13 protein-coding genes are annotated in these 12,427 nt (G+C 37.3%); 8 read left to right on the top strand and 5 right to left on the bottom strand.

Annotation, left to right across the window (positions count from 1 at the left end):
- Window positions 1-64: 64 nt before the first annotated feature.
- The 5 genes from remB to dnaA all read right to left on the bottom strand — a co-directional run bounded on the left by remB (window position 65) and on the right by dnaA (window position 4,532).
- On the bottom strand, window positions 65-343 hold the full coding sequence (remB, locus tag CEF19_RS09600; protein ID WP_100405889.1) for an extracellular matrix regulator RemB: 279 nt from the start codon (window positions 341-343) through the stop codon (window positions 65-67).
- Between the two features lie 13 nt (window positions 344-356).
- Window positions 357-1,472 carry a DNA replication/repair protein RecF gene (recF, locus tag CEF19_RS09595; RefSeq protein ID WP_100405888.1) on the bottom strand — a complete coding sequence of 372 codons (1,116 nt, stop codon included), beginning with the start codon at window positions 1,470-1,472 and terminating at the stop codon, window positions 357-359.
- A gap of 11 nt (window positions 1,473-1,483) precedes the next feature.
- Window positions 1,484-1,699: a S4 domain-containing protein YaaA gene (yaaA, locus tag CEF19_RS09590; RefSeq protein ID WP_100405887.1), complete on the bottom strand. Its 216-nt coding sequence runs from the start codon at window positions 1,697-1,699 to the stop codon at window positions 1,484-1,486.
- Between the two features lie 168 nt (window positions 1,700-1,867).
- Window positions 1,868-3,010 carry a DNA polymerase III subunit beta gene (dnaN, locus tag CEF19_RS09585; RefSeq protein ID WP_100405886.1) on the bottom strand — a complete coding sequence of 381 codons (1,143 nt, stop codon included), beginning with the start codon at window positions 3,008-3,010 and terminating at the stop codon, window positions 1,868-1,870.
- Between the two features lie 166 nt (window positions 3,011-3,176).
- A complete protein-coding gene (gene dnaA / locus CEF19_RS09580) occupies window positions 3,177-4,532 on the bottom strand; it encodes a chromosomal replication initiator protein DnaA (protein ID WP_100405885.1) in 1,356 nt (451 codons plus the stop codon).
- A 589-nt stretch (window positions 4,533-5,121) separates the two neighbouring features.
- Here dnaA and rpmH point away from each other — a divergent pair.
- The 8 genes from rpmH to noc all read left to right on the top strand — a co-directional run bounded on the left by rpmH (window position 5,122) and on the right by noc (window position 12,413).
- Window positions 5,122-5,259 carry a 50S ribosomal protein L34 gene (rpmH, locus tag CEF19_RS09575; protein ID WP_100405884.1) on the top strand — a complete coding sequence of 46 codons (138 nt, stop codon included), beginning with the start codon at window positions 5,122-5,124 and terminating at the stop codon, window positions 5,257-5,259.
- A 66-nt stretch (window positions 5,260-5,325) separates the two neighbouring features.
- Window positions 5,326-5,685: a ribonuclease P protein component gene (rnpA, locus tag CEF19_RS09570; protein ID WP_100405883.1), complete on the top strand. Its 360-nt coding sequence runs from the start codon at window positions 5,326-5,328 to the stop codon at window positions 5,683-5,685.
- An 85-nt stretch (window positions 5,686-5,770) separates the two neighbouring features.
- Window positions 5,771-6,541: a YidC family membrane integrase SpoIIIJ gene (gene spoIIIJ, locus CEF19_RS09565; RefSeq protein ID WP_100405882.1), complete on the top strand. Its 771-nt coding sequence runs from the start codon at window positions 5,771-5,773 to the stop codon at window positions 6,539-6,541.
- Complete coding sequence (jag, locus tag CEF19_RS09560) at window positions 6,538-7,182, top strand: RNA-binding cell elongation regulator Jag/EloR (protein ID WP_100405881.1); 645 nt, start codon at window positions 6,538-6,540, stop codon at window positions 7,180-7,182. Before spoIIIJ ends, jag begins: the two co-directional genes overlap by 4 nt.
- Window positions 7,183-7,401: 219 nt before the next feature.
- A complete protein-coding gene (gene mnmE / locus CEF19_RS09555) occupies window positions 7,402-8,778 on the top strand; it encodes a tRNA uridine-5-carboxymethylaminomethyl(34) synthesis GTPase MnmE (RefSeq protein ID WP_100405880.1) in 1,377 nt (458 codons plus the stop codon).
- A 22-nt stretch (window positions 8,779-8,800) separates the two neighbouring features.
- Complete coding sequence (gene mnmG / locus CEF19_RS09550) at window positions 8,801-10,687, top strand: tRNA uridine-5-carboxymethylaminomethyl(34) synthesis enzyme MnmG (RefSeq protein WP_100405879.1); 1,887 nt, start codon at window positions 8,801-8,803, stop codon at window positions 10,685-10,687.
- Between the two features lie 15 nt (window positions 10,688-10,702).
- Window positions 10,703-11,416: a 16S rRNA (guanine(527)-N(7))-methyltransferase RsmG gene (gene rsmG, locus CEF19_RS09545; RefSeq protein ID WP_100405878.1), complete on the top strand. Its 714-nt coding sequence runs from the start codon at window positions 10,703-10,705 to the stop codon at window positions 11,414-11,416.
- 148 nt (window positions 11,417-11,564) lie between these two features.
- The gene (gene noc / locus CEF19_RS09540) at window positions 11,565-12,413 is read left to right on the top strand and encodes a nucleoid occlusion protein (RefSeq protein ID WP_100405877.1); all 849 of its coding nucleotides are present in this window, start codon (window positions 11,565-11,567) and stop codon (window positions 12,411-12,413) included.
- The last annotated feature ends 14 nt before the right edge of the window (window positions 12,414-12,427 follow it).

Here is a 12,427-nt window from a genome sequence, read left to right as displayed (position 1 = left end):
CTATAGCAGCCCTTTTCTTTATTTCAAATAAAACTATAATGTGAAACCCCATAATCTATCGAGACTAAACTTCCTGATTTTTATCAAGTTGATGTTCAAGTTCAGAGGTTGCTTGCGCTCGTCGATTTAACGTAATGGATGAAACAGGTGAATAAAAAATGGAGTCATCTGTAACCACAATGGATTTAATGAATTCTGAAGAAATAACTACCCTTTTTTTTTGACTTTCCTCTTGTTTTAAAAAGGCCTTTGTCATTGTTGACATCTCTTGAACATCTTGATTTAAAATTGCAATAATTTCTTTCGAACGAATAATGAAGTCTCCACCTAAATGAATAAACATTCAAGTCACCGCCTTACGTGTCTTTTACAACAATCCCTTTATCAACTCGGAAAATCGCAGCTTGACGTAGTGTATCATGGTTTAAACCGTCAATACTTGTCGTGGTCACAAACGTTTGAACACGTCGCTGAATTGTTTGCAGGAGATGAGATTGTCTATAATCGTCAAGTTCAGATAGAACGTCATCTAAAAGTAAAATGGGATACTCACCAATTTCAGCATAAATCAATTCAATTTCTGCTAATTTTATAGCAAGTGCAGTTGTACGTTGCTGACCTTGTGATCCATATGTCTGAACATCGTTATCATTAACAAGAAACCCTAAATCATCTCGATGTGGCCCAAACAACGAGACACCTCTTCCGATTTCACTTTGTTTTTTGGATTTATACGTTTCATTGAATACTTCCTTTATTTTCGACAATTCCATCTCTTCTGATACGTTAGAAGAAGGTTTATAGGTAATTTCAAGCCGTTCTTTGCCTCTACTAATATCATGATGAACCGGCTCAGCCCATTTTTGAAGCTGAGCTACAAAAATAAACCGCTTTTTTGTTATATTTGCAGCAACTTCTATTAGCTGGTCTGTTAGAATGTCGAGCATATCCAATGAACCCTTTTTAACCTGTAAATCTTTTAATAAATGATTACGTTGAATTAGTATTTTTTGATAGAGACCTAAATGATGAAGATATATTTTACTAATTTGTCCAAGCTCCATATCGATGAATCTTCTACGTACTTGCGGACTTCCCTTTACAAGATTCAAATCTTCTGGAGCGAACATGACCACATTAACCGCACCTACGTACTCACTTAATCTTCTTTGTTCAAGACCATTAAGTTTAACCTTTTTTCCTTTGGTGGAAATAACAACGTCTAGTTTAACAGACCCCGATTGTTTGATTACATCACCTTGAATTTTAGAAAACTCTTCATTCCATTGAATTAATTCCTTGTCCTTACTTGTTCGATGTGACTTTGCCAAAGCTAAAACATAAATGGCCTCGATAATATTTGTTTTCCCTTGAGCATTTTCACCGATAAAGACATTAACATTATCATCAAACATTAAGTCTGCTTGATGATAATTCCGAAAATGTTTAATACCTAATGTTTTAATATACAAAGAGAGTCCTCCTAAACAGAGACAATCTCAAATTCTGTTTCATCCGCAAGCTTGATTTGATCGCCAGGGACAAGTTTTTTCCCTCTCCGATTTTCAAGCTCTCCATTTATAAAAACTTCGTGTTCAGCAAGGTACCATTTCGCCATCCCACCGGTATCGATTGCTCCTACCTCTTTTAGCACTTGACCTAAAGTAATGTAAGCTGTCGAAATCGTAAGCTGTTCCATTTCATACCACTCTTTCTCCCTACAAAGGGCTATTTAACAAAACACGTATCAAAGTGAAGACAGCAAATCAGTAAGAGAATTGCTGCCTTCACATTTTTCGTCATTCGATTAGTATACCTTACTCTATTGTACTAAACATAGGCCAACTAGCCAAGTCTGATTTAAAATCTAATACGTACGAACTGGGGAGAAGAGATGGAGATAATGACTATGATCAATTGGTCGTATAACAAATGGGCTCATTGCACCAGTGAAAATGATATGAATATCCTCACTATCAATAACTTTCAGAGCATCGATCACATTTTTTCCGTTGAAAGATATTCTCATTTCTTCTCCATCCATTTCTACACTTTGAATGTTTTCTGTCACTTTTCCAACCTCTGGAGAGACAGATGTTATTTCTATTAACCCATTTTCCAAAGTTTTTAAGTTAATAACATTATTTTTTCCTTCTCGTGAAAGAAGAAGAGCACGTTCAAGCGTATGAAGAAACGGTCTTTTCTTTAATTTGAACGAGGTCTTCGATTGAGTAGGAATCATGTTTTTTGTTACAGGATATTTCCCTTCTAACAAACGAGAGAAAAATAATAGATTTTCAAATTTAAACAAAATTTGATTTTCTGTTACAACAACATCAACCAAATCATTCGTCTCATCTAATATTTTACTAAGTTCATTCAAGCTCTTGCCTGGAATAACCACATTAGAAAACTTCAAGGTCTCATCATTTCGTTCAATCGTTGCTTTTCGCATTGCTAAACGATGGCTATCTGTTGCAGTACAGATCAATTCCTCGTTTTCGACTTCTAAGTTTACACCTGTCAACACAGGGCGTGTTTCCTGAGTGGACACTGCGAACACGGTTTGTCGAATCATGTTTTTTAACATGTCTTGAGGTAACCTAAACATTAAATCTTCTTCAAGTTGAGGTAATCTCGGGTATTCTTCCGGATCAAGTCCATTTAAATTGAATACTGCAGAATCAGAGCGGATTGTCGCTGCGAATTGATCTTGAACGCTCAATTCAATTTCTTCCCCAGGAAGCTTTTTAACAATTTCCGCAAAGAAACGCGCTTGTAGAACTATACTTCCTTCTTCAGAAATTTGAACAATTTCAGTTCCTTCAGACTCTTTAGGTATGAATGTCTCAATAGAAACATCAGAATCACTCCCAGTTAAGGTGATTCCCCCACGATTAGCCACGATTTTAATTCCTGTCAAAATTGGTATGGTGGTTCTTGACGAAACAGCTTTTGCAACATGCTGTACATCTTGAACAAAACGGTCTCTATTAATGATAAAGCGCATAAGAGTATAGCTCCTTTATTAATAATCTTTTTTTTAAAAAGTAGTAGTAATAGTAATAGGTGGGTGTGGATTTGTGGATAAGTTCATTTGTAGTTATTCTAGTAGGCTTGTCCACATGTTGATAACCTGTTGATGAGTTGTAAAGACTTATTAACATTGTGCACAGTTAATTTGAACGTAACTGATCCATTATCTCTTGAACATTATTTTGGAGTTCTTGATCAGTTGTTAGCAGTTTAGAAATTTTTTCATGAGCATGAATGACAGTGGTGTGGTCACGGCCACCAAATTCGCTACCGATTTTAGGTAATGAGGAATCTGTCATTTCACGTGAAAGATACATCGCAATTTGTCTTGGGAAAGCAACAGATTTTGTTCGCTTTTTTGCTTTGAAATCCTCTAGTTTAATATGGTAAAACTCACCAACGAGTTTTTGGATGTCGATAATTGTTAAAATTTTAGGTTTAGAATTAGGAATAATATCTTTTAGTGCTTCAGCAGCCAAATCAGCATTCATATCTTGATTAATTAGGGAAGAATAAGCAACAACACGTATTAAGGCGCCTTCAAGTTCTCTAATATTTGTATCAATCTGGTTAGCGATATAAAGCATAACTTCGTTTGGAATATCAAGGTTTTCGGCCTTGGCCTTCTTTCGAAGAATCGCAATCCGTGTTTCTAAGTCTGGAGGAGTAATATCGGTAATAAGCCCCCATTCAAAACGTGAACGCAGACGATCCTCTAGTGTCGGTATCTCTTTAGGTGGACGGTCACTTGAGATGACAATTTGTTTTGATTCTTCATGTAAGGCATTAAACGTATGAAAAAATTCTTCTTGAGTTTGTTCTTTTCCAGCTAAAAATTGAATATCATCAATTAGAAGGACGTCTACACTACGGTATTTATTACGAAAATTAACGGCTCGATTGTCTCGAATGGAATTAATAAATTCATTTGTAAATTTCTCTGATGATAAATAGACAACTTTTGCATCGGGTTTATGATCCATTACATAATGGCCGATTGCATGCATTAAATGTGTTTTACCGAGTCCTACACCACCATAGATAAATAGCGGATTGTACGCTTTTGCTGGTGCTTCAGCTACAGCAAGAGATGCAGCGTGAGCGAAGCGATTGCCTGATCCTATAACAAACGTATCAAATGTATATTTCTCATTTAGCATTGTTTTTGTTACGTGATTAGCAGAAGACGCCTCTTGTCTGAATTGTTTTTTCGGTGGTGGTTCCAATAGAAATTCGTCCTCAAGTTCATTTTGAGGAATAATAAATTTCGGAACAAGTCTTGCTCCGGTGAGTTGTTCAATGGTGTCCGATGTTAATTCAGCATAATGGTCTTCAAGCCAGTCGCGGGCAAATTCATTAGGAGCCGTTACCGTAATGACATCATTTTGAATATCATTAGCTTTCGTGGATTTTAACCACGTTTCATAACTCGGTTTGCTAACTTTTTTCTCCATCTCCGCCAATGCTCGTTCCCATAGGTCGTGAATATTCTCCAACTTGTTACCTCCTCTTCAAAGCCCGAATAATGAAAAAAAGCTTTATAAAAAAAAGCTAAAATACAAGATTCATCCCCTTGTATAACTTTTGTTCACGTCAAAATAAGTGAGTGAATAAATATTCATACACATAAAAAACTCGGGAAATATATAATATAGTAGAAAAGCGTCTTTACCTACATTTTGTACAGCTTGTGGAAAACATTTTAAACACACATAAATACCTGTCCACAATCTTACCCACAGGTTGTGGACAGGTATTGGTTTTATAAAGACTATCCACGAGTGAAAACAATATAATCATAGCAAAAAAACGTTAGAGTCGCAATGATTTGTTGTGTTTATCCACAAGACACACCATCTTGTGGTCTGTTGTTATCCACAACACAAGATGTGTGAATAACATGTCGATAAGAGTGGGGACAGACAGAAAAATGTCGAAAGGCGGTTATCCACAGGGGGGATAGAAGGAAGTGTAGAAAGTTTATAGAACTATCAGAAGTGAAGAACATCTTGACAAGTACCCGGATGTTCCTTATAATTTACAAGAATGTCTTTAGATGAGTATATCCTCAGGGAGGTGTAATAGATGGGAAAACCAACATTTCAACCGAATAATCGCAAGCGTAAAAAAGTCCACGGTTTCCGTGCGCGCATGAGCACAAAAAATGGTCGTAAATTAATAGCGCGTCGTCGTCGTAAAGGAAGAAAAGTATTATCTGCATAGGCCACTGAAAATCAGTGGTCTTTTCTTACATTTATAAGTTAAACAATCATTGAGGTGTTCTAATAGATGAAGAAAGAGCAGCGGATAAAAAAGAATGATGAGTTTTCATATGTGTTTAATAAAGGTCAGTCCGTTGCAAATCGTCAATTCGTTTTATATTCATTAAAAAAAGAGGGCGAAGCTACGTATCGTATTGGTTTGTCTGTCAGTAAACGTGTAGGACATGCGGTAACGCGAAATCGTATAAAGCGATTGATTCGGACTGTCTTTCAAGAGAATAAAGATGATATTATGCCTGGTTTTGATTATGTGATTATTGCACGTAAGCCAGCGGCAGAAATGGATTACCATCAAGTAGAAAGTAGTCTATTGCATGTTCTCCGTAAAACAAGAGCTCTTTATAGGAAGAATAAATCACATTCATAATGAGACTTTCATTTAAGGATGTTCTTAAGTGGACAGGCGATCATATAATATAGTAGGAAGAAGATAGGTAAGAGGAGGAGAACTTGTGCTCAAAAAGTTAGGCTTAGCGACAATGGTTATTGCATTACTTGTTGTGATGACTGGATGTTTTAATATTGAAGAGCCCATCACTAAAAACAGTGAAGGATTCTGGGATTCTTATTTTGTATATCCATTGTCGTGGTTAATTATTTATTTTGCTGATCTCTTTAATGATAATTTCGGTTTATCGATTGTTGTCGTTACGATTTTATTGCGGCTTTTAATTTTGCCACTGATGATAAAGCAAACAAAGAGTGCAAAAGCGATGCAAGCTATTCAGCCTGAAATGCAAAAGCTTCGTGAAAAGTACAGTGCCAAAGACCAAAAGACGCAGCAGAAATTGCAACAAGAGATGATGGCGATGTTCCAGGAAAAGGGAGTCAATCCATTAGCGGGATGTTTGCCTCTTATCGTGCAAATGCCAATACTTCTTGCGTTATACCATGCGATTATGCGTACAGATGAAATTGGAAGTCATGTCTTTCTCTGGTTTGCATTAGATGTACCAGATCCCATTTTCCTGTTGCCGCTTATTGCAGGGGCAACAACATTTGTTCAACAAAAAATGATGCTGGTGTCAGATAACCCTCAAATGAAAATACTATTGTATGTGATGCCAATTATGATTTTTGTCTTTGGTTTATTCTTCCCAGCGGCGTTAACGCTTTATTGGGCAGTCGGTAACCTCTTTATGATTGCACAAACTTATTTCATTACAGGTCCGAATGTTGGGAAAAAGCCAGCGGAGGCCAGCACAGGAGGCAAGAAAAAGTGACCAATTTGACGATATCAGGTAAAACGATTGAAGAAGCAATTAAAAAGGCAATAATAGAACTTGAAACGACAAGAGAACGACTTTCTTATGAAGTTTTAGTAGAACCTCAAAAGGGATTCCTTGGATTTATCGGTTCGAAGCCTGCAATAATTAAAGCTTATGTAAAACCTGATTCTGTCGATGAGGCACTTTTCTTTCTTCAAGAAACATTGGATAAAATGAGTATTGTTGCAGATGTAACAAAAAAGGAAGAAGAAAGTGAACTTTATCATTTTCATTTAAATGGTTCTGGTGATATTGGACGAGTTATTGGTAAACGTGGTCAAACGTTAGACGCATTAGAGTATTTAACTAATCTCGTTGCCAATCGTAAGAATGAAAAGTTTGTTCGTATTCAATTGGATGCCGAAAATTACCGTGAAAAACGAAGGCAAACATTAGTACAATTAGCACACCGCGTTGGAGAAAAGGTTCGGGTAACAAATCAAAAAACTCGTCTTGAACCAATGAGTGGTTCTGAACGTAAAATTATTCATGCGTCTTTACAAGGTGTATCAGGAATTCAAACGTATTCACAAGGACAAGGACCTAATCGCCATATTGTAATTGCTCCAGAAAAACAAAAAACGATTAGAACATAGTGTAGTGCTACTGGCAATTTTTTGATGTTAAGGGTGTCTTGAGAGGTTTTTATGACTTCTCGGACACCCTCTTTTCTGTTTAAATAAGGGCTAACATAGCTTTTCGAAGTTGGCTATGCTATCCTATTTATTTAGGAGTATGTAAAATTTCAGCTTAAAAAGATACGATAATTGACCATAATAGATGTAAGTACTTGTTTTTGACTGAGGGGTGATTAAATGGAGTTTGATACAATTGCTGCAATTTCAACAGCTTTGGGTGAAGGAGCAATTGGAATTGTGCGTTTAAGTGGAGATCATGCAATTGCTATTGCAGATAAACTATATAAAGGAAAAGCATCTCTTCAGGAGGTTCCATCTCATACGATTGTTTATGGATATATTATTGATGAGAGAACTGGTCAGCGGGTCGAGGAAGCAATGGTATCGATCATGCGGGCTCCGCGGACGTTTACAAGAGAGGACATTGTTGAAATTAACTGCCATGGTGGCCTCGTTTCTGTGAATCGCGTCCTGCAACTTGCTCTAAGGAATGGGGCTAGGTTAGCTGAGCCAGGCGAGTTCACCAAGCGTGCGTTCTTAAATGGAAGAATCGATTTGTCGCAAGCAGAAGGCGTTATCGACTTAATCCGCTCAAAGACGGATCGGGCGATGAATGTTGCATTAGGACAGGTTGAGGGAAGATTATCAAAAAAGGTGAGAGAATTAAGACAGGATTTACTTGAAACTGTGGCCCATGTCGAAGTAAATATTGATTACCCAGAGTATGATGCCCAACAGATGACCCATAACTTACTGATGGAAAAATCAGGTAGCGTTTCTAAAGAAATTGATCAAATTCTCGCAACTGCTAATCAAGGGAAAATCTTACGGGAGGGTCTTTCGACTGTGATTGTGGGTAGACCCAACGTTGGTAAGTCATCTCTATTAAATAGCCTCGTTCACGAAAACAAAGCGATTGTTACAGAAGTCGCTGGAACAACAAGAGATATTATTGAAGAATATGTAAATGTTAGAGGAGTTCCGCTAAAATTGATAGACACAGCTGGGATTCGTGAAACAGAGGATATCGTTGAGCGAATTGGTGTTGAAAGATCTAGACAGGTTTTAAAGGAAGCAGAACTTATTTTACTCGTGTTAAATTACGGAGAACTTCTCTCTAAAGAGGATGAAGCGTTATTCGAAGCTGTTAAACAGATGAATGTTATTGTAATTATTAATAAAACAGACATTCCTCAGCAAATCGATTTAAAGCGTGTTGAAGAACTTGCCGAGGGAAGACCCGTTATAACAACATCACTAATCCAAGATAAAGGTATTGATGATTTAGAGCAAGCTATTGCTTCATTGTTTTTTGAAGGAGAACTTGAAGGTGGAGACGTGACGTATGTTTCGAATACGAGACATATTGCTTTATTAGAGCAAGCGAAGACGACAATAGATGATGCAATAGTAGCGATTGAGTCTGGTGTTCCAATTGATTTAATCCAAATAGATATTACAAGAGCTTGGGAACTCTTAGGTGAAATTATTGGCGATAGTGTACATGAAAGTCTAATTGACCAGTTATTTTCACAATTTTGTTTAGGTAAATAAACAATTAAAGGAGGTTTTATTCATGAACTATCATGGTGGTGAATTTGATGTCATCGTTGTAGGAGCAGGTCATGCGGGTGTAGAAGCCGGTCTAGCAGCGGCAAGAATGGGTTCAAAAACATTAATGTTAACGTTAAATTTAGATGCTGTAGCCTACATGCCGTGTAACCCTTCTGTAGGAGGACCTGCCAAGGGGATTGTTGTTAGAGAAATTGATGCTCTTGGTGGTGAAATGGCGAGAAATATTGATAAGACACATATTCAAATGCGAATGCTGAATACAGGAAAAGGGCCAGCTGTGCGTGCATTACGTGCTCAAGCTGACAAATTTATGTATCAGCATGAAATGAAAAAGACAATTGAAGAAAATGAAAACCTTTTACTTCGACAAGGGATGGTTGAACGGTTGATTGTTGAGGAGGGTGTATGTAAAGGAGTAATTACAAACACCGGCGCAAAATATTATAGTAAATCTGTTGTTATTACCACTGGCACATATTTAAGAGGGAAAATTATTATCGGTGAGCTTTCTTACGAAAGTGGACCAAATAATATGAAAGCATCCGTTGAATTATCTCATCACTTAAAAGAGTTAGGATTTGATTTGGTACGGTTTAAAACAGGAACGCCTCCTCGTGTGAATAGTAGTACAATTGATTATGATAAAACTGAAATTCAGCCTGGGGATAATGTCCCGCGTGCGTTTTCATATGAAACGACAAAGTACATCACCGACCAACTCCCTTGCTGGTTAACTTATACAGGTGAGGATACCCATCAAATTATTACAAATAATTTAGGGCGTTCACCGATGTATTCAGGTATGATTGAGGGGACGGGGCCACGTTATTGCCCATCAATTGAAGATAAAATAGTCCGGTTTAATGATAAACCAAGACACCAAATCTTCTTAGAACCAGAGGGTAGAAATACTTCAGAAGTGTATGTACAAGGCTTATCAACAAGCTTACCGGAAGATGTTCAGCTAGAAATCTTAAAATCAATAACTGGCCTTGAAAATGTAAAAATGATGCGCCCAGGCTACGCTATTGAATATGATGCAATTGTACCTACGCAGCTTTGGCCGACACTGGAAACAAAAGCTGTAGAAGGCCTATTTACAGCAGGTCAAATTAATGGAACATCAGGTTATGAAGAGGCGGCAGGACAAGGGATTATTGCTGGAATTAATGCTGCAAGAAAAGCGCAAAACAAAGAAGCATTAATTTTAGATCGATCAGAGGCTTATATTGGTGTCCTCATTGATGACCTAGTAACGAAAGGCACGAACGAACCTTATCGTTTACTAACATCCCGAGCAGAGTACAGATTATTGCTTCGTCATGATAATGCAGATTTAAGATTAACTGAAATGGGATATGAAATAGGCCTAATTTCACAAGAGCGCTATCAGCGTTTTTTAATAAAAAAGGAGCAAATTTCTCAAGAGAAAAAACGCTTAGAAAATTTAATTATTAAACCTTCAGAAGAGGTAAGAGTCCTCTTGGAAGAAGTGAAATCTACACCACTGCAAGAAGCAGTGAGAGCCTCCCTTTTGTTGAAAAGACCCGAGTTAACTTACTCAGATATAGCCAAAGTTATTCCAGCAGCTTCATGTGAAATAGATGAGGATGTAGCCGAACAAGTTGAAATTCAAGTAAAATATGAAGGATATATTGAAAAACAACTTCAACAAGTGGAACGATCGAAAAAAATGGAAAGTAAAAAAATCCCAGAAGATTTGGATTATTTCTCAATAAACGGTCTAGCTACGGAAGCGAAACAAAAGCTGGCACAAGTTCGTCCACTTTCTGTTGGTCAGGCATCACGTGTATCAGGGGTAAATCCTGCAGATATTTCAATTCTTCTCGTTTATTTAGAACAAGGGCGACTAGCGAAAATCCAATAAAAAGCGGAGGAACTTATGAGTAAGGAAAAATTTATCCCTTTTTTAGAAGAAAAAGGGATTTCCCTTTCTTCAAAACAGATTAATCAATTTCAGCGTTATTATGAAGTATTAGTCGAATGGAATGAAAAAATGAATTTAACGGCGTTGACCGAGGAAGACGACGTGTATTTAAAACATTTTTACGATTCAATCTCAGCCAGTTTTTTCTATGAATTTAAATCAGGGCAACGTTTAATTGATGTAGGAGCAGGAGCGGGATTTCCAAGTATCCCTTTAAAAATACTTTTCCCTGACCTTCACGTAAGTATTGTTGATTCCTTAAAGAAACGGATTGGTTTCCTCGAACATTTAGCAGCAGAACTTCAACTAGAAGGTGTTGAATTCTTTCATGACCGTGCAGAAACATTTGGTCAAAATCCAGTTCAACGTGAACAATATGACATTGCTACTGCACGAGCTGTAGCAAGAATGTCAGTTCTAACAGAATTATGTCTTCCTCTAGTGAAGGTAGGTGGCGATTTTATTGCAATGAAAGCTGCTGGAACAGTAGACGAGTTGAAAGCTGCAAAACGATCAATCCATCAATTAGGCGGAAAACCAACTTCTGATCATTCCTTTACCCTACCAATTGAAGACAGTGAACGTCATATTGTCATTATAAAAAAAGAAAAAAGCACACCTAAAAAGTACCCGAGAAAGCCAGGAACACCTAACAAACAACCATTGTAGTGTTTCACGTGAAACAATAAGATACAGGGATATTTTACTTGACGATTTATCTCGAGCAAGATATAAAAGAACTAGGAATAAAAGAAGGATTGTAGCTGTACATGTCGAAGATAGTAAGACGGTTATTATCAGAAGGTGGTGTCAGGCGATGAAGCAATCGTTTTCACGCCTATTTGGCTTTAGTGACAAGCAAGAAGAAGAACTTGAAGTTGAAGTGAGTGGGAATGAGGAAGTAAGGCAAATCGTAGTTACTGATATTGTACCCAATCGATTTCAACCACGCACTGTTTTTGATGAAGAAAGAATTGAGGAACTTGCTCAAACAATTAGAACGCATGGAGTTATTCAACCGATCGTCGTTCGTGAACGCGATGGTAAATTTGAAATTATTGCTGGTGAAAGAAGATGGCGAGCTGTCACGAAGTTAGGCTGGGAAACGATACCCGCTCTTGTTAAAGAATTCAATGATTCGCAAACAGCTTCAATTGCATTAATTGAAAACTTACAACGTGAAGGGTTAACTGCTATTGAAGAAGCAATGGCATACGCAAAATTAATTGAACTTCACGGGTTAACGCAGGAAAGCTTAGCGCAACGATTAGGAAAGGGTCAGTCAACAGTTGCTAATAAACTTCGGTTGCTTCATTTGCCTGAAATGGTTCAAAAGGCTATCCTTGAACGGAATATTTCAGAACGGCATGCGCGAGCACTCCTTATTTTAAAAGATGAGGAACTTCAAGTTAAGCTACTTGAAGAGGTTCTAGAGAAACACCTTAATGTCAAACAAACAGAAGAACGCGTAAAGCAAATTCTTGAGGGTCACACTATTGTCAAAAAGAAGGCGACACGCAAATCATATTCTAAAGATATGAGAATAGCGATGAATACGATTAGACAGTCTGTAGATATGGTACTGAAAAGTGGTCTCCATGTTGATACGGATGAAGAAGAACATGATGACTTTTATCAATTTACGATCCGAATACCGAAAAAATAATCTATCGTTGAACG

The organism is Bacillus solitudinis (assembly GCF_002797395.1).
Classification (GTDB): domain Bacteria; phylum Bacillota; class Bacilli; order Bacillales; family Bacillaceae_D; genus Halalkalibacter_A; species Halalkalibacter_A solitudinis.
The sequence above is the reverse complement of the archived record's forward strand: the minus strand, read 5'-3'. Positions and strand labels throughout refer to the sequence as shown.